Genomic DNA, 19,817 nt, shown 5'->3' with positions numbered 1-19,817 from the left:
CCGACGTGACACGGAAATCAAGGAGACCGCCCGGCCACCGCCGGACGGTCTTCTAGTGTCTGTACAACCTAGTTCTTGTACAGCGCGTCCAGCCGCTCACCATAGGCCTGCTTCAGCACGTGGCGGCGGATCTTCAGGCTGGGGGTCAGCTGCTCGTTCTCGATGCTGAATGGTTCGTCGGCCAGGATGAAGCGGCGGATGCGTTCGATCACCGACAGATCCTTGTTCACCCGCTCGACCGCGGCGCCGACCGCAGCGCGATAGTCATGATCCTCGCGCAGCGCCTTCAGGTCGCACTTCGCCTTGTTCTTCGCGCACCATTCCTGCGTCCATTCGGGGTCGGGCACGATCACCGCGGTCATGTACGGCTTGCGGTCGCCCGCGATCATCGCCTGCATGATCTCGGGCTGAAGGGTCAGCATCCCCTCCACCTTCTGCGGCGCGACATTGTCGCCCTTGTCGTTGACGATGATGTCCTTTTTGCGGTCGGTGATCTTGATCCGGCCCTTCTCGTCGATCACGCCGATATCGCCGGTGTGCAGCCACCCGTCCTTCAAGACTCGCGCGGTCTCGACCTCGTTCCGCCAATAGCCGTGCATCACCAGTTCGCCACGGACCAGGATTTCACCGTCCTCGGCGATCCGCACCTCGACGCCCTCCAGCGGCGGGCCGACCGTATCGTGCTTGAGTCCGGCCTTGGGCCGGTTGCAGCTGATCACCGGCGCCGCCTCGGTCTGGCCGTATCCTTGCAGGAAGGTGATGCCGAGGCTCTCGAAGAACACACCGACCTCGGGGTTGAGCGGCGCACCACCCGATACCATCGCCTTGATCCGCCCGCCGAACTTCTTCGCCAACTTGGGCTTCAAGGTCCGGCTGAGGAACAGGTTCATCGGCAGGTCGAGCACCGAACTGTTGCCCGCCGCCTTCTTGCCGCCGATCGAAACCGCGCGGTCGAGCAGATAATTGGCGAACTTGCCCTGTTTCTCGACCTGTTTGGTGATCCGCGTGCGCAGCACCTCGAACAGGCGCGGCACCACGACCATCAGCGTCGGGCGGACTTCCTCGATATTCGAGGCAAGCTTGTCGAGGCCTTCGGAGTAATAGATCTGCGCGCCCAGCCCGATCGGGAAATGCTGGCCGCCGCTATGCTCATAGGCGTGGCTCAACGGCAGGAACGACAGGAACACCTCGTCGTCCCACCCGAAATCCTCCGAAATGACGATGCAGCAGCCCTCGACATTGGTCAGGATCGCGCCGTGATGCTGCATCACGCCGCGCGGGCTTCCGCCCGTGCCGCTGGTGTAGATGATGCAGGCCAGGTCTTCGCGCTTCGCCTTGTCCGCATCGGCCGCGGCCGCGGCCACATCCGCCGGATTCTGCGCGATCAGCGCGTTCCAGTCATGGAATTCGATCGCGCCCGGCTGGCTGATCCGCATCTCCTCGATCCCGATCACCACATGGCTGTGGCTGCCGACAGTGTGCAGGATCGCGGGCAACAGCGTCTTGGCGAGCTTGGCGTTGGACACGATCGTCATCGTCGCGCCCGAATTGTCGATGATGTGCTGGTGATCGCGCTCGGTATTGGTGGTGTAGGTCGGCACGGTCACGCCGCCCGCGGCCATGATCGCCAGGTCGCTGATGCACCACTCGGGGCGGTTCTCGCTCACCAGCATCACCCGGTCACCCGGCTTCAGCCCCAGTTTCCTGAGTCCTGCCGCCAGCCCCGCGACCTGCCGCGCCGCCTCGGCCCAGCTCGTCGGCTCCCATTTGCCGCCCGACTTGGCCCACAGGAACGGCGCATCGCCCTTCTCGCGTGCTCGCGTGAAGAACATCTGCACCAGATTGTCGAATCGTTCGAGCTTACGCATCCCGTCCCCTATAACGCCCCGCGCGCGGGTTCGTGCCCGCGCCTGTTGGACAAGAGCCTAACGCCCCTGTCTTCAAGCGCAATGCCGCTACGGTATCATGGCGCCTTGATCACAGGGCCTTCAGGATACGCCGCACCAGCCCCGGCCCTTCATAGACCAGCGCCGAATAAACCTGCACCAGCGTCGCGCCCGCCTCCAGCCGCCTCAGCGCTTCCTCGGGCGAGTCGATCCCGCCCGCCGCGATCACCGGCAGCTGCCCGCCACCCGACGCCAGCGCCTGGCTCAGCTTCGTGCGCGCCAGTGCCTTGAGCGGCGCTCCCGACAGCCCGCCCATCTCGCCCGCCTGGCCCGAGCGAAGCGTATCGGGCCGGGAGATCGTCGTGTTGCCCACGATCAACGCGTCGATCCCATTATCGATTGCCGCGCGCACGGCATCGTCCAGCCCCTTGGTATCCAGGTCGGGCGCCACCTTCAGGAACAACGGAACCCGCTTTCCCTCCACCATCCGCGCCGCGCTCGATGCCGCCAGCAGCTCGTCCAGCGCCGGCCGCGACTGCAGGTCGCGCAGGCCCGGCGTGTTGGGCGAGCTGACGTTGATCGTCACATAGTCGCCGACCGCCGCCGCTTTGCCCACGCCCAGCCCATAATCGGCCACCCGGTCATCGCTGTCCTTATTGGCGCCGACATTGATGCCCAGCACGCCCGCATGCCGGACGCCAGCGACCCGTACGAGCGCCGCGTCGATTCCGCCATTGTTGAACCCCATGCGGTTGACCACGCCGCGATCCTCGACCAGCCGGAACAATCGCGGCTTGGGATTGCCCACCTGCGGCCGCGGTGTCAGCGATCCGATCTCGACCGCGCCGAAGCCCAGCCCGAACAATCCGGCGACCGCCTCGCCATCCTTGTCCATCCCCGCCGCGAGCCCGACGGGATTGGGAAACTCCAGCCCCGCGATCGTCACCGGCCGCACCCGTGGCACGCTCCCGGTGCCGCCGACGATCGACAGCGCACGGATCGTTAGCCGGTGCGCACGCTCGGCGTCGAGTTTGAACAAGGCGGGGCGGATCAGGTCGTACAGCATCGCGCGTGCCTTTTGCACACTCGCGCTTGTCGTCAAAGCGGGTTGACGCAGAGGGGCCGCACGCCCATCTGCCCAATCGGAACGAATCATTCCGATTTGAGAACCGTTCGCAACTGCGAAGGAAGAATGAAGCTCTCGGCCCAGACAGATTACGCCGTCGTGATGCTCGCCGCCGCCGCGCGCCATTGCGGCGTCAGCGGCCGCCTCAACGCGACCTTGCTCGCCGACGAGACTGGCCTGCCTCTCCCCACGGTGCAGAAGCTGGTCAGCCGCCTCTCCTCCGCCGGCCTCATCGAATCCGCGCGCGGCACCGGTGGCGGTTTCCGCCTCGCCCGTCCGCCCGCGACGATCACATTGGCCGACATCGTCGAGGCGATCGAAGGCCCGATCACCCTCACCTCCTGCGTGGACAAGGGTCGCCATGATTGCTGCATCGAGGAAAGCTGCCGCGTGAAGCCGCACTGGAATACGGTCAACGGCGCGGTCCGCTCGACGCTCGCGAACGTCACCCTCGCCACCCTCTCGACTCACCCGGAACCCGCCTGATGGCCACGAAGAATGCCGAGGCGCTCGCCGCCGCCAACAAGAAGTACGAATGGGGCTTCAGCTCGGATATCGAGCAGGAGTTCGCCCCCAAGGGGCTGTCCGAGGACACCGTCCGCTTCATTTCGGCCAAGAAGGGCGAGCCCGAGTGGATGCTCGACTGGCGGCTCAAGGCCTATCGCCACTGGCTGACGATGACCCCGCCCGACTGGGCCAAGCTCAATATCCCGCCGATCGACTATCAGGACGCCTATTACTACGCCGAGCCCAAGGCCAAGCCCAAGCTCGGCTCGCTGGACGAGGTCGATCCCGAGATCCTGCGCGTCTATGAAAAGCTCGGAATCCCGATCGAGGAGCAGAAGGTACTCGCCGGCGTCGAGGGCAGCCGCAAGGTCGCGGTCGACGCGGTGTTCGACAGCGTCAGCGTCGCCACCACCTTCCGCGCCGAGCTTGAGGCCGCGGGCGTCATCTTCCGTTCGATCAGCGAAGCGATCCGCGACTATCCGGACCTCGTCAAGAAGTGGCTCGGCAAGGTCGTGCCGATGCACGACAACTACTTCGCCGCCCTCAACTGCGCGGTCTTCTCCGACGGCACCTTCGTCTACATCCCTGAGGGTGTGCGCTGCCCGATGGAGCTGTCGACCTATTTCCGCATCAATGCCGAGAATACCGGCCAGTTCGAACGCACGCTGATCGTCGCCGACAAGGGCGCGTACGTCTCGTACCTCGAAGGCTGCACCGCCCCGATGCGCGACGAGAACCAGCTGCACGCCGCCGTGGTCGAGCTGGTCGCGCTCGACGATGCCGAGATCAAATATTCGACCGTCCAGAACTGGTATCCGGGCGACGAGAATGGCGTCGGCGGCATCTACAATTTCGTGACCAAGCGCGCGCTCTGCCAGGGCAAGAACAGCAAGGTCAGCTGGACCCAGGTCGAGACCGGCAGCGCGATCACCTGGAAATATCCGTCGTGCGTGCTGGCGGGCGAGAACAGCGTCGGCGAATTCTACTCGGTCGCGGTCACCAACAACCGCCAGCAGGCCGATACCGGCACCAAGATGATCCATCTCGGCAAGAACAGCCGCTCGACGATCATCTCCAAGGGCATTTCGGCGGGCCGCAGCGACAACACCTATCGCGGCCTCGTCCGCGTCGGCCCGACGGCGGAGAATGTCCGCAACTTCACCCAGTGCGACAGCCTGCTGCTCGGCGACCAGTGCGGCGCGCATACCGTGCCCTATATCGAGGTGCGCAACCCTTCGGCCCAGATCGAGCATGAGGCGACCACGTCCAAGATCAGCGAAGACCAGCTGTTCTACGCGATGCAGCGCGGTCTTGATCAGGAAGCCGCCGTCGCCCTGATCGTCAACGGTTTCGCCAAGGAGGTGCTCCAGCAGCTCCCGATGGAGTTCGCGGTCGAGGCGCAGAAGCTGCTCGGCATTTCGCTGGAGGGGAGCGTCGGTTGATCCTCGCCGCCGCCTTCCTTCTTGCCTCGCCGCAGCAGGGCGCCGCCGCGCCCGAACCGGAATATGAGGAAGTGGTCGTCACCGCGACCGCGGGCCGGGTCGCGCTCGTGTTCGACAAGGCCGCAGACGGCCGCTTGATCAACTGCCGCGTGTTCAAGTCGAGCGGCGTCGCCACGGTCGATGCCAAGGCGTGCACTTCGCTCCCCGATTGCCTCACCTCGACAAAGGGTCAGCAATTTTGCGGCGGCGAAGGCAAGACCGCATTGATCGCCGTCGAACCCAAGGCGCTGCCCGTCACGCCCAATCTCGGCCTTGGCGTCACGCTCAAGCCCGAACCGGTCCGCAACCCAGCGGTCGGACCGGCGGTGGCCGCCACGCAGGACGAAGACCCCAACCGTCTGAGCAAGCTCCCACCCCCGCCCAAGGACCAGAGCACCGAACCGACGATCCGCTTCAGCAGCGCCGCGAAGGAGGAACCGAAATGATCCTGCTCGCGCTTGCCCTCGTCCAGACCGGCCCCGCCATCCCGCCGCCGCCGGCGTCCAATCCGCGCGCGGATGAGGTGACCATCACCGCGCGGAAACTGCGTGAGGTCGAGTTCGGCGTCACGCTCGCCCGCAACGGCCGGGTGAAGGATTGCCGCGTCACCAAGGGCGTCGGCGATCCGGCGTTCGACGGCTTCTGGTGCGACGCCGCCCACGCCTGCTCCGACGAAGGCCACACCAGCACCGATGCGATGAAGGCCTGCCTCAAGACCCGCGAGGAAGAATTCCTCGCCGCGCTCAACGCCAAATATCCGGGCGGCCGCACGCCGCCCGCCACCGGAAAGTAACATGCTCAAGATTGAAAACCTCCACGCCGAAGTCGATGGCAAGCCGATCCTCAAGGGCCTCTCGCTCAGCGTGAATGCGGGCGAAGTGCATGCGATCATGGGGCCGAACGGCGCGGGCAAGTCCACCCTCGGTTATGTCCTGGGCGGCCGCCCCGGCTATGAGGTGACCGAAGGCAGCGTCACGTTCGACGGCGTCGACCTGCTCGACCTCGATCCGCACGCGCGCGCCGCCGCGGGCCTGTTCCTCGGCTTCCAGTACCCGGTCGAAATCCCCGGCGTTTCCAACGTCCAGTTCCTGCGCGAAAGCCTCAACAGCCAGCGCCGCGCGCGCGGCGAAGCACCGCTGTCGGGCGCCGAGTTCCTGAAGCTCGCCCGCGCCCAGGCCGCGAGCCTCGAAATGGACGCGGAAATGCTCAAGCGCCCGGTCAATGTCGGCTTTTCGGGCGGCGAGAAGAAGCGCAACGAAATGGTCCAGATGGGCATCCTGAACCCCAAGTTCGCCGTACTGGACGAGACCGATTCCGGCCTCGACATCGATGCGCTGCGCATCGTCGGCGAGGGCATCAACCGCATCATGCGCGCGCCCGACAAGGCGGTGCTGCTGATCACTCATTACCAGCGCCTGCTCGATTACGTGAAGCCCGACGCGGTCCATATCCTTGCCGATGGTCGCATCGTGAAGACCGGCGGCCCCGAGCTCGCGCACGAGCTCGAGCGCGAAGGCTATGCGCAGGTGGCGGCCTGAACCGATGAGCACGCTCACCCTTCCCTCGCCGCGTGAGGAAGCGTGGCGCTGGAGCGACCTCGACACGCTCCGCGCCGCCGCCGAATCCGCGCCCGCCGCGACCGGGATCGACCCCGCGACGCTGTTCCTCGACATCGCCGGTTCGCGCCTGCTGTTCGTCGACGGCGCGTTCGAGCCGGCGCATTCGCGCCCCGGCCCCGTCCAGCTCACCGCGCTGGAGATGACCGGCACCCATCCGCTCGGCCAGCTCGCCCAGGGCGAAGGCTGGGTATTGCGCCTCGACACCGCGGCCGCCACCGATCCCATCCAGATCGTCCACATCGGCACCGGCGCCGAGAATCATGTTCCCGCGCGGATCGACCTGGCCGACGATGCCGTCGCCACCGTGATCGAAACCTATGCCGGCCGCGGCTGGACCAACCGGCTCCTCCACGCCTCGCTCGGCAAGGGTGCCCGCCTCCAGCGCGCCGTCCGCCTGCTTCAGGACGAGGGCTTCGTCTCGATCCGTGACGAGGCGCAGATCGGCGAGGCCGCAAGCTACGTCTCCACCTTCCTCGGTGCCGGCCGCAGCGGCAGCCGCATCGACGGCTTCCTCCGCATCGACGGGGTCGGCGGTTATGCCGAAATGGGCGGCGCCCTGCTCACCCGTGGCGAGCAACGCCAGGAAGCTGCCGTCGCCGTCCACCATGCCGCGATCGAGGGCACCAGCCGCCAGATCTGGCGCGCGGTCGCCGCCGACGCCTCGACCGCCAGCCTCGCCGCCCGCGCCGAAGTCGCGCGCCACGCACAGAAGACCGACGGCGAACAGTCGCTGCGCGGCCTGCTCTTGAAGCGCACCGCGACGGTGAACCTGAAGCCCGAGCTGGAGATATTCGCCGACGACGTGAAGTGCGCGCACGGCGCCACTGTCGGCGAGCTCGACGCCAAGGCGTTGTTCTACATGCAGTCGCGCGGCATCCCGGAGCCACAGGCCAAGGCGCTGCTCACCCATGCCTTTGTCGCCGACGCGCTCGATCGGATCGGCGACGAAACCGTCCGTGAAGCCTTCGCCGCCGATGCGGAGAAGTGGCTGGAGGCCGCGCTGTGAGCGTCACCACCGCCACCGCCCCTCTCGACCTGCTCGCGGATTTCCCCGCGATCCCCGCCGGTTGGGCCTATCTCGATACCGCCGCGACCTCGCAGAAGCCGCAGCCGGTGATCGACGCCATCACCCGCGCCTATGATCGCGACTATGCGACCGTGCATCGCGGCGTCTACCGGCGCTCGGCCAACATGACCTTGGCGTTCGAGGCCGCGCGCCGCCGCGTCGCCAGGTTCATTGGCGGGGAGGAGAATGAGATCGTCTTCGTGCGCGGCGCGACCGAAGGCATCAACCTCGTCGCTCAATGCTGGGCGGGCACGGTCCTCAAGCCGGGCGACCGCATCCTGCTCAGCCAGCTCGAGCATCATTCGAACATCGTGCCCTGGCAGATGGTCGCCGAACGCACCGGCGCCGCGATCGACGTCATCCCGCTGACCGAAGACCACCGCATCGATCTCGACGCGATGGAACGGATGCTGACCCCCCAGCACAAGCTGGTCGCGCTCGCCCATGTCTCCAACGTGCTCGGCTCGGTGCTCGACGCGAAGCATGCCGCCGCGCTCGCCCATGGTGTCGGTGCGAAGCTGCTGCTCGACGGTTGCCAGGCGGTTCCGCGCCTCCCCGTCGACGTCGCCGATCTCGATTGCGACTTCTACGTCTTCTCCGGCCACAAGCTCTACGGCCCGACCGGGATCGGCGTGCTGTGGGGCCGCTACGAGCTGCTCGACGCGATGCCGCCCTATCAGGGCGGCGGGTCGATGATCGATCGCGTGACCTTCGCGAAGACGACCTATGCGCCGCCCCCAGGCCGGTTCGAGGCGGGAACGCCCCACATCACCGGCGTGATCGGGCTGCACGCCGCGATCGACTATGTCGACGGCATCGGCCTCGACCGCATCCACGCGCACGAAACCGCCCTGGTGACGACGACGCGTGAGGCGCTGGCGGGCCTCAACAGCGTCCGCGTCTTCGGCCCCGCCGACAGCGCCGGCATCGTCAGTTTCGAGGTCGAGGGGGTTCATCCCCACGATGTCGCCACCATATTGGACGAAGCCAATGTCGCGATCCGCGCCGGCCATCATTGCGCACAGCCGCTGATGGACTCGCTCGGCGTCGCGGCGACGGCCCGCGCCAGCTTCGCCGTCTACAATGGCGCGGCGGACATCGATGCGCTGGTCAAGGGTATCGAACGCGTAACGAGGATCTTCGGGTGAGCATCGACGTGAACGAGGAACGGAAAATCGAAGTGGAAGAAGTGACCTCGGTCGAGACGCCCGCGCGTGCGCGCGTCGAGGATGCGGTCGAAGCGCCGCGCGAAACGCCACACGAAACCCTGACGCGCAAGCGCGACTATCTCGACGGTTTCCTCTCGCAAAAGCCCACCGACCTGCCCGCCGGCGAACCCGGCGGCGCGACCTATGATGCGATCATCGATGCGCTCAAGGAAATCTACGATCCCGAGATCCCGGTGAACATCTACGACCTCGGCCTGATCTACAATGTCGAGGTCACCGGCGAAGGCCATGCCGTGGTGACGATGACGCTCACCACCCCGCATTGCCCGGTCGCCGAATCGATGCCGGGTGAGGTCGAACTGCGCGTCGGCGCCGTGCCCGGCGTCGGCCATGCCGAGGTCAATCTGGTCTGGGATCCGCCCTGGGACCCGCAGAAGATGACCGACGAGGCCCGACTCGAACTGGGGATGCTGTGATGTCCGAAACCAAGACCCGCGCCCGCCCTGCCGCGATCATCCTGACGGCGACGTCGGAGGCGCGCATCGCCGACCTGATGTCGCGCGCGCCGGAAGGGGCGATCGGCGTCAAGCTCTCGACCCCGCGCCGCGGCTGCTCGGGCCTTGCCTATTCGGTCGACTATGTGACGGCGGCGAACCCGATGGACGAACGCATCGATACGCCCGGCGGCACCCTGTTCGTCGACGGCGGCTCGGTCCTCTATCTGATCGGTTCGACGATGGACTGGGTCGAGGACGATTTCACCGCCGGTTTCGTCTTCAACAACCCCAACGCCAAGGGCGCGTGCGGCTGCGGTGAGAGCTTCACTGTCTGACGAAACGCCCCCCAAGTCCAAGGCAGCGAAGAACGCGGCGATCGCCGCAGCGGTACTGCTCGCGCCAGGCGGCTTCATCCTCGGCGGATTGCTGATCGCGCGCGCCATGAAGAAACGCAGCGAGGCGAAGGGCGAGTCCGAACAGGACAAGTCCGGCTTGTAATGTTGGAATTCGCCGGTCAGCCTCTTCCGGCTCTTTGATATCGTCTGTTATGTCCGGACTCGCGCGCGCGTAGGAGCGTGACTTTTGGGACTTTTCGCCACGGCCCTCAGGTCGCGAACAATTGCCCGATATCCCTGAACGCCTTGAACTCCAACGCATTGCCGGCGGGGTCATGAAAGAACATCGTCGCCTGTTCGCCGGGTTTGCCGGCAAAGCGAATATGCGGCGGAATCACGAACTGCGTTCCCGCCCCGCGCAGCCGCTCGGCCAGCGCATGCCATTCGTCCCAGTCGAGCACCAGCCCGAAATGCGGCACCGGCACCGCGTCGCCGTCGACCGCGTTGCGCGTCCGCACCCCGGCGCCCTCGCCCTTGTGGAGGACCAACTGGTGCCCGCGAAAATCGAAGTCGATCCAATGCCCCGGATCCTCGCGTCCCTGCGGGCAGCCAAGTAGGTCACCGTAAAAGGCCCGCCCCGCCTCCAGATCGTCGACCGGAATGGCAAGGTGGAACAGCGGCGTCACATCCAGCCTTCCAGCACCTGGTCGGGCGGGCGATGGCCATCGGCCCAGAAGCGGATATTGGCGATCACCTTCTCGCCCGTCGCGTACCGCCCCTCATAGGTCGCCGATCCCATATGTGGGGTCATCACGACATTGGGCAGCGCGAGCAATCGCGGATCGATTCGCGGCTCGAACCGCCACACATCGAGCCCCGCCCCGGCGAGCCGTCCGGCCTCGAGCGCATCGACCATCGCCTCCTCGTCGACGATCCCGCCGCGCGATGCGTTAATGAGGTAGACCTGCGGCCCGAGCAGCCCGATCCGGCGCGCATCGATCAGGTCGCGGCTGTCATCGTTCAGCGGCGTATGGATCGTCAATATGTCGATCTCGCGCAGCATCGTGTCGAGATCGGCATGCCAGGTCGCCCCGAGCTCCGCCTCGACCATGTCGGGCAGGCGATGACGGTTGTGATAGTGGATCGTCAGCCCGAACGCCCGTGCCCGCCGCGCCACCGCCTGGCCGATCCGGCCCATGCCGACGATGCCCAGCTTCTTGCCGCCGATCCGGTGGCCCAGCATGCCGCCGGGCGACCAGCCCTTCCACTGGCCCGATCGTACCAGCTTCTCGCCCTCGGCCAGCCGCCGCGTGACCGACACGATCAGCGCCATCACCATGTCGGCGGTGTCCTCGGTCAGCACGCCGGGGGTATTGGTGACGACGATCTTGCGCGCCCGCGCGGCCTTCAGATCGATATGGTTCACGCCCGCGCCGAAATTGGCGATCAGCTTCAGCCGCTCGCCCGCCGCCGCGATCAGCTCCGCGTCGATCACATCGGTCACGGTCGGCACCAGCACGTCGCAATCCGCGACCGCCGCCAGCAACGCAGCGCGGTCCATGGCCTCGTCGGACTGGTTGAAGCTCGTATCGAACAGCTCTCCCATCCGCGCGGCGATCGCATCGGGCAATTCGCGCGTCACGGCCACGCGGGGCCGGGCGGGTCGGGGCGGTTGTACCATCCCGATCCGGATGGCCCGCCAGCCGCTGCCAGTCAACGGTTGATGCGGTGCACCACCCCGCAGTAGACGGGGCGAAGACTTTGGGGGTCTTGGAATGCGGTTGCGTACGGTAATGACAGGGTTGGTGGCGACGATACTGGGCGTCACCGCGATCGGAGAGGCGGAGGCGCAACAGCGCAAGCCGCCTTATTTCGCGTCGATCAGCGCGGGCAAGGCCAACATGCGCACCGGCCCCGGACGCAACTACCCCACCAACTGGCTCTATCAGCGCGCCGACCTGCCGGTGAAGGTGGTCGAGGTCTATAATGACTGGCGCAAGGTCGAGGATCCGGACGGCACCCAGGGCTGGATGCTCGTCGGCCTGCTCTCGTCCCAACGCACCGGGGTCGTCGTCGGTACGATCGTCGAGATGCGCGACAGCCCCCGCCTCAATGCCCGCATCAACTGGCGTGCGGCGCCGGGTGTGGTCGGCCGGATCAGCAAATGCCAGCGCGGCTGGTGCTGGTTCGATGTCCGCGGTCGCGGCGGCTATGTCGAACAGAACCGCATCTGGGGCACCGAGCCAGGCGAGGAAGTCCCCTAGTCTCCGGCGATGCCATAGGCGATCAGCCCGAGCGCGACCGCGTAGAGCATCCAGCCGGGGTGAAGCCCACGCACGCCCCAGGCATTGCCGATCGCGCCATAGAGATAGGAGCTGCCGACCAGCAGCCCGGTGACCCGCCGCGCCTCGGGGCCCAGCCATAGCGCGGCAGCGATCAGCGCCAGTCCGCCCAGGAACCAATTGAAGGTGCTGAACTGAAGCAGCGCGGGCACAAGCCTGCGGATCGGCGCCACGATCTGCGCGTCGCCGTCCGCGAGCCGCGTCCACGGCACCGTCATGAACCTATGCGTCAGCAGGCCGTGGACCACCGCCACACCGCTCCCGATAAGCCCCGCCGCGATCAGTGCAATCGTGTGACCGTTCATGACCATACACTCCTGTATGGTCATGCGATATGGCGCTGTGCTTGGCGCACGTCAATACACATGTGTATGGTAGTGGAATGGACGACCGACTGACCAAGACCGACTGGATCGATCACGGCCTCAAGACCCTTGCGACCGACGGCGCGAACGCGCTCAAGGTCGGGCCGATGGCGGCGAAGCTCGACGTGTCGCGCGGCAGCTTCTACTGGCATTTCAAGGATATCGGGGATTTCCGCGCCCAACTTCTGCAGGGCTGGCTCGACCGGACCACCGAAGAGGTCATCCGCCAGCTCGAAACCGGCGCGAGCGGGCCGGACCGGCTCCGGTCGTTGCTGCATGGCGCCTTCGTCGTCAAACCGGCGATGGACCGGGCGACCAGTCCCTGGGCAGCCGAGGACGCGATCCGGGCATGGGCTGCCGAGGATGCGGACGTCGCGGCGATGGTCGCCTCGGTCGACGATCGTCGGGTCGCCTATATCGCCGAGCTTCTGGCGGCCGCGGGCCTGACCCAGGACAAGGCGCACAGCCGCGCCGCCTTTCTCTACTGGGCCTATCTTGGCCAGGGCATCGTCATGGACAGGCGCCACGCATCGCTGTCCGCTGCACAGATCGACGCGATCGCCGCCCTGTTCGAAGCTTAGGCGCGGCGCGCCTATCCTTCCGCGCCGATCACCTTGCGGAAATAGACCACCCGCTCGGTTTCCTCAAAGCCCAGCCCCAAATGGAAGCCATGACTCTGGACGTTGGTCAGCTCGGCGTCCGACCCCAGTTCCGAGCAGCCATTCGAACGCCCCCATGCCTCGACGGCGGCCAACAGCTTTCCCGCTACCCCGGCGCGCCGACTGGAAGGTTCGACATAGATCCCCTCCAGGAACGCCACCGGAGAGGTCTCGCAGCCATTCACATAGTCATGCCGGATCGCCGCTTCGGCGAACCCGACGACCTCGTCGCCGTGCATGGCCAGGAAACAAACCTGCCCCCGACCCTCCGCCATCTCGGCGATGAACTCGACGATATCGGCCGCATGCTCGTCGCGACCGCCCTCAGGCCACAAAGCCTCTCGCAGCGACGCCCATGCCGCCTGATGTGCTGCCCCAGCGGTTATGATCTCGAACGACACGGTACGCCTCCGCGGACTGCTTCAGTTCAGCAGTTCCACCGCCATCGCCGTAGCCTCGCCGCCACCGATGCACAGCGAGGCAAGGCCGCGCTTCTGCCCGTTGTTCTGCAACGCTGCCAGCAGCGTCGCCAGGATGCGCGCGCCGCTCGCGCCGATCGGATGGCCCAGTGCGCACGCGCCACCATTCACGTTGAGTACGTCGTGCGAGATCGACAGGTCGCGCATCGCGATCATCGCGACCACCGCGAACGCCTCGTTCACCTCGAACAGGTCGACATCGCCGACGCCCCAGCCCGCCTTGTCGAGCGCCTTTTGCATCGCGAACACCGGCGCGGTGGTGAAGTGCGCGGGCAGATGCGCATGCCCCGCGTGCGACACGATCCGTGCGACCGGGTCGAGGCCCAGCCTCTCGGCGACCGAAGCGCGCGTCAGCACCAGAGCCGCCGCGCCATCGGAGATCGACGAGGCGTTGGCGGCGGTGATCGTTCCGTCCTTCGCGAAAGCTGGCTTGAGCGTCGGGATCTTCGACGGGTCGCCCTTGGCCGGCTGCTCGTCCTTGTCCACCGTGACCACGCCCTTGCGCGTCTTGATCTCTACCGGAACGATCTCGCGGTCGAACCCGCCGGTCTGCTGCGCCTTCTGCGCCCGCATCAAGCTGGCAATGGCGAACGCGTCCTGCGCCTCGCGGGTGAATTGATATTCGGCCGCGGTCTCTTCGGCAAAGCTGCCCATCGCCCGACCCGGCTCGTACGCGTCCTCAAGCCCGTCGAGGAACATATGGTCGAACAGCCGGTCATGCCCGATCCGCGCGCCGCCGCGATGCTTCATCGAGAGGTACGGCGCATTGGTCATGCTCTCGAGCCCGCCCGCGACGAGCAGGTCGATCGACCCCGCCGCCAGCGCCTCGGCGCCCATGATCGCGGCCTGCATGCCCGATCCGCACATCTTGTTGACCGTGGTCGCCTCGACATGGTCGGGCAGCCCCGCCTTGCGCCCCGCCTGGCGCGCCGGCGCCTGGCCTAGGCCCGCCGGCAGCACGCAACCCATATAGATGCGCTCGACCGCCTCGCCCTTCAGGCCTGCCCGCTCGACCGCCGCGCCGACCGCCGCCGCGCCCAGATCGGTCGCGCTTGCGTCGGACAGCGCGCCCTGCATGCTCCCCATCGGGGTACGAGCATAGGATACGATGACGACAGGATCGGTGGACATGTGCGCCTCTCCGCGAATTTGATGTTGCCCGCGCTCTAGGCCCGGTATTTCGCAATTGCAAAACAGGATAGGCAATGGCCCTGACCAGTCCGAAGGAGTCCCCTTGATCGAACCCTGGATATGGCCCGCCGCTCTCGGCGTACTCGGCCTGATCTTCGGCAGTTTCATCGCCACGGTCGCGCTGCGCTGGCCGGAAGGGCGCAGCGCGCTGCGCGGGCGATCCGAATGCGATTCGTGCCGCAAGGCCCTGCGCGCGCATGAGCTGGTGCCGCTGTTCAGCTACGCGCTCCAGCGTGGTCGCTGCCGGGCCTGCGGTGGCGCGATCCATCCCGGCCATGTCGGCGTCGAGATCGCCGGCGCGCTCATCGGCATCGCCGCCGGTCTCGTCGCGCCCGGCTGGCACGGCGTCGCTGGCGCGGTATTCGGCTGGCTGCTGCTCGCGCTCGCCGCGCTCGATCTCGCCGCCTTCTGGCTGCCCAACATCCTGACCGCCCTGCTCGCGCTGACCGGCGTGATCGACGGGCTGTTCTTCCCGCCCGACTGGGCCGACCGGATCCTCGGCGGCCTATTCGGCTTCGGCCTGCTCTGGCTCGTCGCCTTCACCTATCGCCATGTGCGTGGGCGTGAGGGGCTGGGCGGCGGCGATCCCAAGATGTTCGGCGGCATCGGCCTGTGGCTCGGCGTGTCGATGCTCGCGCCCGTTCTGCTCGCCGCCAGCGTCACCGGCATTGCGGTCGCATTGGCTGCCCGTATCTCCGGCCGCGAAATTCAGATGACGAGCCGCCTTCCGCTCGGCACATTACTCGCCGTGGCCGCCTTTCCGGCGTGGCTCTACTCGATAGGGGTTTGAGAGGATGCGCGAGATTCTCGACCGCCAGCGTGCGGCGTTCATGACCGAACTCCCCGTGTCGATCGAGACGCGCCGCGATCGCCTCCGCCGGGCCGCCGCGATGCTTCGGGACCATGCTGCCCGCTTCTGCGACGCGCTGAGCGAGGATTTCGGCCATCGCAGCCCGCGCCAGACGATGATCACCGACATCGTCGCTTCGACCTCCGCGCTCGATCACGCCGCGAAGAAGGTCGCCCGCTGGGCACAGCGTGAGAAGAAGCCGGTGATGTTCCCGCTCGGCCTGCTCGGCGCGCGCGCCTGGATCGAATATCAGCCCAAGGGCGTGGTCGGCATCATCGCGCCGTGGAACTTCCCGGTGAACCTGGTGATGTCGCCGCTCGCGGGCGTGTTCGCCGCCGGCAACCGCGCGATGGTCAAGACCAGCGAGTTCACCCCCGCCACCGCCGCGCTGTTCGAGGAGCTGGTGCCGTCCTTCTTCGATCCGGCCGAACTCGCCATCGTCAGCGGCGGGCCGGAGGTCGGCAAGGCCTTCGCCGCCCTCCCCTTCGACCATCTGCTGTTCACCGGCGCCACCGGCATCGGCCGCCACATCCTCCACGCCGCCGCCGACAATCTGACGCCGGTCACCCTCGAGCTGGGCGGAAAGTCGCCCGCGATCCTCGGCCGCTCGGCCAATCTGGCGCAAGCAACCGAGCGGGTGGCGATGGGCAAGATGCTCAACGCCGGCCAGATCTGCGTCGCGCCCGACTATCTGATGGTCCCCGCCGAGCAGGAGGCGGCGGCGGTGGACGGCCTCGTCCGCGCAGCCACCGCCATGTACCCGACCTTGCTGTCCAACCCCGACTACACCGCGATCATCAACGACCGGCATTTCGCGCGCCTCACCGCGGCGATCGACGACGCCCGCGCCAAGGGGGCCGAGGTGATCGCGGTCAATCCGGCCAACGAGGATTTCGCCGCCTCCAACGCGCGCAAGCTCCCGCTCCACATCGTCCGCAACGCCACCGACGACATGATCGTGATGCAGGAGGAGATTTTCGGCCCCGTCCTGCCGGTCCGCAAATATGACAGCATCGACGGCGCGATCGGGGAAGTGAACCGCCGCGACCGCCCGCTCGCGCTCTATTATTTCGGCACAGATGAAGCCGAGCGCCGCCGCGTGCTCGACCGGACCATCTCCGGCGGAGTCAGCCTCGACGACACGATCTTCCACGTCTCGATGGAAGAGCTACCCTTCGGCGGCGTCGGCCCGTCGGGCATGGGCGCCTATCACGGCGAGCCGGGTTTCCGCACCTTCAGCCACGCCAAATCGGTGTTCAAACAGTCCAAGCTCGATGTCGCGGGCCTCGGAGGCCTCAAGCCGCCCTATGGCAAGAAGACCGACGCCGCGATCAAGCGGCAATTGGGCTAGAGCCCCCGCAACCACTCCGCGACCATCGCCCGCCCCGCCTTGACCGCCTCCGACCCATGCCGGTCATGCTGGCCACGCAGCGCATCGACGGTCAGCCCCGCCTGCCCGACATAGCCGTCCGCGCCGGCCAGCCATTCCTCGAAGCGCGGATCCTCGCCCATCTCGGCATGGAATTGCAGTGCCAGCACCTCGGGTCCGCGGCGGAATGCCTGATGGTGATAGGAGTCCGTGGAAGCGAGCAGTTCCACGCCCTCGGGCAGCGGAAAGCTATCGCCATGCCAGTGCAGTACCGGCACATTTTCCACATGCCGCAGCGGCGAATCCGCCCCAGCCGCATTGAGCGCGACCGGCGCGAAGCCGACCTCCTTGGTCGGCCCCGAATAGACTTTCGCACCCATCGCCGCCGCGATCATCTGCGCACCCAGACACACGCCGATCGTCGGCAGGCCCAGCGAGATGCGGCTCGCCAGCCGGTCGATCTCGCAATCGATCCAGGGATTGGCGTCACGCTCATACACACCCATCGGCCCGCCCATCAGGATCAGCAGATCGGGCGTGTTGAAATTGACCCGCGCGAACTCGGGATCGGTGACGTCGATCCGATCCAACTCATAGCCCGCCTCTTCCACCGGCTGGCGGAACCCGGCGATCCCCTCGAACGGGACGTGGCGGATGATAAGGCCCTTCTTCATGCCCCTAGAGCTAGTCGCGTGTCGCGCGCGATCCAACCTAGTCTCGCTTGGCCGCCGGCAAGCCCGGCTCAGGCGATGCCCCAACGAAAGCGTCCGGTCAGCGGATGTGCGCCCAACGCGTCCTCTTCGCGCGCGCCGGCGCCGATATTGTGGATGACCAGCCATCCATTCGGGCCGCGCCGATCGGAAACGATGCCGGTATGCGGCAGCCGTCCGCCGATCAGGCTGGTGAAGATGTCCCCCGGTTGCCAGTCGCCGATTGCGGCGGGAACCGGCAGCGCCGCGCCACGACGGCGGAAATAGGTGGCAAGATTGGGCACGCGGCGATGATCGATGTTGCGATCGGTGGTGCGCAGGCCCCAGCTGCGCGGATAGGCCGAGAAATGCGCACGCATGTCGGCGTTGAGCAGCGCCTGGAGATCGAGCGCAAGGGCATCCCGATAGGCGCGGATCAGCACATCGGTGCACACGCCTTTTGCCCGAGGCACATCGCCATTGGGAAAAGGGATGCGCGAATAGGCGGGGTCATAGTGCAGCGTCACGCCGACCTGCCGCCGCGCTGCGGCGATCAGCGCCCGCGCATTGCCCGGCGCGGCCGCAGCCGGCAGGGCCAAACCCGCCGCGCCGCACGCCATGGCGGCGAGCATCGCGCGGCGGGTCAATACCAAGGGTCAGTCCCCGGTCAGGATACGATCGACCAATTGCTTCACCGACGGCACGAAGCCGTTCGAATAGAAGGGATCGCGCTTGAAGTTGTACGCGGCATGTCCGGCGAACATCAGATTCTGGTCGGTGTCCCCGCCATGCGCGATGTCCTGCAGCGTCTTCTGGATGCAGAAGCTGCGCGGATCGACCAGTCGCCCGGTCGAATTGGTCTCGGTATCCGCCCAGGACGAGAAGCTGCACTGGCTGAGGCAGCCCATGCAGTCGGCCTGATCCTTGCGGATATCCTGCTTTTCCGCCGTATCGACGAAGATCAGCGTGTTGTCGGGCGTCTTGAGTCCGTCGGTAAAGCCGAGGCCGACCCATTCGCGTGCGCGCAGCAGGTCGTTGCGCGTCACCCAGAAATTCTTGCCCTTCACGCCCACGTCGAGCTGGAAGGTATGGTCGCCCGCCTCCTCGGTCGAATAGGGGATCTGGCGTTCCGATCGCGCCTCCAGGTTACGCAGGAACGGATTACGCACTGCCGAGGAGTAGAAGCCGGTGGGCGAGAAGCGGTGGAGAAGCACGTCGCCCTCCTCGATCTCCATCAGCTTGGTCTTCCAGCCTTCCGGAATCGGCGATTCCTGCGTCAGCAGCGGCCGCGTGCCGAACTGAAAGGCGATCGTGCCCAGTTCGGGATTGTCGATCCAGTCGTTCCAGTCGCGCAGATACCAGACGCCGCCGGCCATCACGATCGGTACGCTGTCGGGGATGCCACCCTCGCGCATCACGTCGCGCAGTTCCTTGACGCGCGGATACGGGTCCTGCGGCGCACGCGGGTCCTCGGCGTTGGACAGGCCGTTATGCCCGCCCGCCAGCCACGGATCCTCATAGACCACTGCCGCCAGCCATTCGCTCGCCTTGGAATAGGCGCGCTTCCACAGCGCGCGGAACGCACGGCCCGACGAGACGATCGGCAGATAGCTCACGCCATAGGACGCCGCGATCTCGCTGAGCTTATAGGGCATGCCCGCGCCACAGGTGACGCCCGCGACCATGCCGCGCGTCCGCTCGAGCACGCCGTGCAGCACGCGCTGCGCGCCGCCCATTTCCCACAGCACGTTGATGTTGATCGCGCCCTTGCCGCCGGCGATCTCGAACGCCTTCTTCACCTGCTGCACCGCGCCTTCGATGGCGTAGGCGATCAGTTCCTCGTGCCGCTCGCGGCGGGTCAGCGCATTATAGACCTGCGGGATGATCTTGCCTTCGGCGTCATAGCTGTCGGCATTCACCGCGCTCACCGTGCCAATTCCGCCCGCTGCCGCCCAGGCACCCGCCGAGGCATGATTGGTCGCCGCAACCCCCTTGCCGCCCTCCACGAGAGGCCAGACTTCCTGACCATTGTAGATGATCGGCTTCAAACCCTTGAACAACGACACCCTCCGAAAAAATTCGTGCGACTTTAGCCACGATCGCCCCGCTTAGCGAGGGGAATCAGGCAAACGCCGCGATCCGGCCATCCCGGCGCCACGATCCCGTGCGCGCCGCACGGCCGCGCCG

At 66.6% G+C, this 19,817-nt stretch carries 24 protein-coding genes; 14 read left to right on the top strand and 10 right to left on the bottom strand.

Translation table 11 applies throughout. The annotated features are described in order from the left end of the window. Positions 1-68 precede the first annotated feature (68 nt). Together AC07M1_RS16585 and AC07M1_RS16580 are read right to left on the bottom strand one after the other, a co-directional pair. The gene (locus AC07M1_RS16585; RefSeq protein WP_495163731.1) at positions 69-1,868 is read right to left on the bottom strand and encodes an AMP-dependent synthetase/ligase; all 1,800 of its coding nucleotides are present in this window, start codon (positions 1,866-1,868) and stop codon (positions 69-71) included. Between the two features lie 109 nt (positions 1,869-1,977). Beyond that, a complete protein-coding gene (locus AC07M1_RS16580; RefSeq protein ID WP_495163900.1) occupies positions 1,978-2,952 on the bottom strand; it encodes a quinone-dependent dihydroorotate dehydrogenase in 975 nt (324 codons plus the stop codon). Positions 2,953-3,078: 126 nt separating this feature from the next. Here AC07M1_RS16580 and AC07M1_RS16575 point away from each other — a divergent pair, with 126 nt between their 5' ends. The 10 genes from AC07M1_RS16575 to AC07M1_RS16530 are packed head-to-tail and all read left to right on the top strand — an operon-like array spanning position 3,079 to position 9,849. Then, a complete protein-coding gene (locus AC07M1_RS16575) occupies positions 3,079-3,498 on the top strand; it encodes an SUF system Fe-S cluster assembly regulator (RefSeq protein ID WP_495163730.1) in 420 nt (139 codons plus the stop codon). Beyond that, on the top strand, positions 3,498-4,961 hold the full coding sequence (gene sufB / locus AC07M1_RS16570; protein ID WP_495163729.1) for a Fe-S cluster assembly protein SufB: 1,464 nt from the start codon (positions 3,498-3,500) through the stop codon (positions 4,959-4,961). Before AC07M1_RS16575 ends, sufB begins: the two co-directional genes overlap by 1 nt. Further along, positions 4,958-5,446 (top strand): energy transducer TonB, encoded by a 489-nt coding sequence (locus tag AC07M1_RS16565; protein ID WP_495163728.1) that lies wholly within the window; start codon positions 4,958-4,960, stop codon positions 5,444-5,446. The genes sufB and AC07M1_RS16565 overlap by 4 nt, the downstream gene beginning before the upstream one ends. Then, entirely contained in the window at positions 5,443-5,793 is a 351-nt protein-coding gene (locus tag AC07M1_RS16560; protein ID WP_495163727.1) for an energy transducer TonB, read from the top strand. Before AC07M1_RS16565 ends, AC07M1_RS16560 begins: the two co-directional genes overlap by 4 nt. A gap of 1 nt (position 5,794) precedes the next feature. Then, positions 5,795-6,538 carry a Fe-S cluster assembly ATPase SufC gene (gene sufC, locus AC07M1_RS16555; protein ID WP_495163726.1) on the top strand — a complete coding sequence of 248 codons (744 nt, stop codon included), beginning with the start codon at positions 5,795-5,797 and terminating at the stop codon, positions 6,536-6,538. Between the two features lie 4 nt (positions 6,539-6,542). Beyond that, positions 6,543-7,625, top strand: a complete 1,083-nt coding sequence (locus AC07M1_RS16550) for a SufD family Fe-S cluster assembly protein (protein ID WP_495163725.1) — start codon at positions 6,543-6,545, stop codon at positions 7,623-7,625. Continuing rightward, complete coding sequence (locus AC07M1_RS16545) at positions 7,622-8,833, top strand: cysteine desulfurase (RefSeq protein ID WP_495163724.1); 1,212 nt, start codon at positions 7,622-7,624, stop codon at positions 8,831-8,833. Before AC07M1_RS16550 ends, AC07M1_RS16545 begins: the two co-directional genes overlap by 4 nt. Positions 8,834-8,841: 8 nt before the next feature. Further along, complete coding sequence (locus tag AC07M1_RS16540; protein ID WP_495163899.1) at positions 8,842-9,330, top strand: SUF system Fe-S cluster assembly protein; 489 nt, start codon at positions 8,842-8,844, stop codon at positions 9,328-9,330. After that, positions 9,330-9,686 carry a HesB/IscA family protein gene (locus tag AC07M1_RS16535; RefSeq protein WP_495163723.1) on the top strand — a complete coding sequence of 119 codons (357 nt, stop codon included), beginning with the start codon at positions 9,330-9,332 and terminating at the stop codon, positions 9,684-9,686. The genes AC07M1_RS16540 and AC07M1_RS16535 overlap by 1 nt, the downstream gene beginning before the upstream one ends. Further along, complete coding sequence (locus tag AC07M1_RS16530) at positions 9,667-9,849, top strand: hypothetical protein (protein WP_495163722.1); 183 nt, start codon at positions 9,667-9,669, stop codon at positions 9,847-9,849. Before AC07M1_RS16535 ends, AC07M1_RS16530 begins: the two co-directional genes overlap by 20 nt. A 106-nt stretch (positions 9,850-9,955) precedes the next feature. Here AC07M1_RS16530 and AC07M1_RS16525 read toward each other — a convergent pair whose 3' ends face one another. Together AC07M1_RS16525 and AC07M1_RS16520 are read right to left on the bottom strand one after the other, a co-directional pair. Next, positions 9,956-10,372, bottom strand: a complete 417-nt coding sequence (locus tag AC07M1_RS16525; protein WP_495163721.1) for a VOC family protein — start codon at positions 10,370-10,372, stop codon at positions 9,956-9,958. After that, complete coding sequence (locus tag AC07M1_RS16520) at positions 10,369-11,367, bottom strand: 2-hydroxyacid dehydrogenase (RefSeq protein ID WP_495163720.1); 999 nt, start codon at positions 11,365-11,367, stop codon at positions 10,369-10,371. Before AC07M1_RS16520 ends, AC07M1_RS16525 begins: the two co-directional genes overlap by 4 nt. Positions 11,368-11,461: 94 nt before the next feature. On the opposite strand from AC07M1_RS16520, the gene AC07M1_RS16515 reads away from it, so the two are divergent. Continuing rightward, positions 11,462-11,950: an SH3 domain-containing protein gene (locus tag AC07M1_RS16515; RefSeq protein ID WP_495163719.1), complete on the top strand. Its 489-nt coding sequence runs from the start codon at positions 11,462-11,464 to the stop codon at positions 11,948-11,950. Here AC07M1_RS16515 and AC07M1_RS16510 read toward each other — a convergent pair. Then, a complete protein-coding gene (locus AC07M1_RS16510) occupies positions 11,947-12,333 on the bottom strand; it encodes a hypothetical protein (protein ID WP_495163718.1) in 387 nt (128 codons plus the stop codon). The genes AC07M1_RS16515 and AC07M1_RS16510 overlap by 4 nt on opposite strands. Before the next feature lie 77 nt (positions 12,334-12,410). On the opposite strand from AC07M1_RS16510, the gene AC07M1_RS16505 reads away from it, so the two are divergent. Next, positions 12,411-12,974: a TetR/AcrR family transcriptional regulator gene (locus tag AC07M1_RS16505; RefSeq protein WP_495163717.1), complete on the top strand. Its 564-nt coding sequence runs from the start codon at positions 12,411-12,413 to the stop codon at positions 12,972-12,974. A gap of 11 nt (positions 12,975-12,985) precedes the next feature. On the opposite strand, the gene aac(6') is transcribed toward AC07M1_RS16505, so the two are convergent. Beyond that, positions 12,986-13,441 (bottom strand): aminoglycoside 6'-N-acetyltransferase, encoded by a 456-nt coding sequence (gene aac(6') / locus AC07M1_RS16500; RefSeq protein WP_495163898.1) that lies wholly within the window; start codon positions 13,439-13,441, stop codon positions 12,986-12,988. Between the two features lie 33 nt (positions 13,442-13,474). Next, positions 13,475-14,662: an acetyl-CoA C-acyltransferase gene (locus AC07M1_RS16495; RefSeq protein ID WP_495163716.1), complete on the bottom strand. Its 1,188-nt coding sequence runs from the start codon at positions 14,660-14,662 to the stop codon at positions 13,475-13,477. A gap of 103 nt (positions 14,663-14,765) precedes the next feature. On the opposite strand from AC07M1_RS16495, the gene AC07M1_RS16490 reads away from it, so the two are divergent. Both AC07M1_RS16490 and AC07M1_RS16485 read left to right on the top strand, forming a co-directional pair. After that, complete coding sequence (locus AC07M1_RS16490; RefSeq protein ID WP_495163715.1) at positions 14,766-15,512, top strand: prepilin peptidase; 747 nt, start codon at positions 14,766-14,768, stop codon at positions 15,510-15,512. Positions 15,513-15,516: 4 nt separating this feature from the next. Next, entirely contained in the window at positions 15,517-16,923 is a 1,407-nt protein-coding gene (locus tag AC07M1_RS16485) for a coniferyl aldehyde dehydrogenase (RefSeq protein ID WP_495163714.1), read from the top strand. Here the strand turns inward: AC07M1_RS16485 and AC07M1_RS16480 are convergent. From AC07M1_RS16480 to AC07M1_RS16470, 3 genes are all read right to left on the bottom strand, one after another. Next, positions 16,920-17,615 carry a glutamine amidotransferase gene (locus AC07M1_RS16480; RefSeq protein WP_495163713.1) on the bottom strand — a complete coding sequence of 232 codons (696 nt, stop codon included), beginning with the start codon at positions 17,613-17,615 and terminating at the stop codon, positions 16,920-16,922. The genes AC07M1_RS16485 and AC07M1_RS16480 overlap by 4 nt on opposite strands. A gap of 68 nt (positions 17,616-17,683) precedes the next feature. Beyond that, positions 17,684-18,283, bottom strand: coding sequence for a DUF1287 domain-containing protein (locus tag AC07M1_RS16475; RefSeq protein WP_495163712.1), 600 nt, complete (start codon positions 18,281-18,283; stop codon positions 17,684-17,686). A gap of 3 nt (positions 18,284-18,286) precedes the next feature. Beyond that, entirely contained in the window at positions 18,287-19,690 is a 1,404-nt protein-coding gene (locus AC07M1_RS16470; RefSeq protein WP_495163711.1) for an NAD(P)H-dependent flavin oxidoreductase, read from the bottom strand. Between the last annotated feature and the right edge of the window lie 127 nt (positions 19,691-19,817).

It is taken from the genome of Sphingomonas sp. GW821-FHT10C01, from assembly GCF_059415525.1.
This window is presented reverse-complemented; position numbering and strand designations above follow the sequence as displayed.

Excerpts from the sequence above, each read along its gene's own strand:
- AC07M1_RS16510 (WP_495163718.1), bottom strand. The coding sequence starts at position 12,333 with ATGAACGGTCACACGATTGCACTGATCGCGGCGGGGCTTATCGGGAGC.
- AC07M1_RS16505 (WP_495163717.1), top strand. The coding sequence starts at position 12,411 with ATGGACGACCGACTGACCAAGACCGACTGGATCGATCACGGCCTCAAG.
- AC07M1_RS16550 (WP_495163725.1), top strand. The coding sequence starts at position 6,543 with ATGAGCACGCTCACCCTTCCCTCGCCGCGTGAGGAAGCGTGGCGCTGG.
- AC07M1_RS16580 (WP_495163900.1), bottom strand. The coding sequence starts at position 2,952 with ATGCTGTACGACCTGATCCGCCCCGCCTTGTTCAAACTCGACGCCGAG.
- AC07M1_RS16480 (WP_495163713.1), bottom strand. The coding sequence starts at position 17,615 with ATGAAGAAGGGCCTTATCATCCGCCACGTCCCGTTCGAGGGGATCGCC.
- sufC (WP_495163726.1), top strand. The coding sequence starts at position 5,795 with ATGCTCAAGATTGAAAACCTCCACGCCGAAGTCGATGGCAAGCCGATC.
- sufB (WP_495163729.1), top strand. The coding sequence starts at position 3,498 with ATGGCCACGAAGAATGCCGAGGCGCTCGCCGCCGCCAACAAGAAGTAC.
- AC07M1_RS16535 (WP_495163723.1), top strand. The coding sequence starts at position 9,330 with ATGTCCGAAACCAAGACCCGCGCCCGCCCTGCCGCGATCATCCTGACG.
- AC07M1_RS16520 (WP_495163720.1), bottom strand. The coding sequence starts at position 11,367 with ATGGTACAACCGCCCCGACCCGCCCGGCCCCGCGTGGCCGTGACGCGC.
- AC07M1_RS16495 (WP_495163716.1), bottom strand. The coding sequence starts at position 14,662 with ATGTCCACCGATCCTGTCGTCATCGTATCCTATGCTCGTACCCCGATG.
- AC07M1_RS16560 (WP_495163727.1), top strand. The coding sequence starts at position 5,443 with ATGATCCTGCTCGCGCTTGCCCTCGTCCAGACCGGCCCCGCCATCCCG.
- AC07M1_RS16575 (WP_495163730.1), top strand. The coding sequence starts at position 3,079 with ATGAAGCTCTCGGCCCAGACAGATTACGCCGTCGTGATGCTCGCCGCC.
- AC07M1_RS16485 (WP_495163714.1), top strand. The coding sequence starts at position 15,517 with ATGCGCGAGATTCTCGACCGCCAGCGTGCGGCGTTCATGACCGAACTC.
- AC07M1_RS16515 (WP_495163719.1), top strand. The coding sequence starts at position 11,462 with ATGCGGTTGCGTACGGTAATGACAGGGTTGGTGGCGACGATACTGGGC.
- AC07M1_RS16585 (WP_495163731.1), bottom strand. The coding sequence starts at position 1,868 with ATGCGTAAGCTCGAACGATTCGACAATCTGGTGCAGATGTTCTTCACG.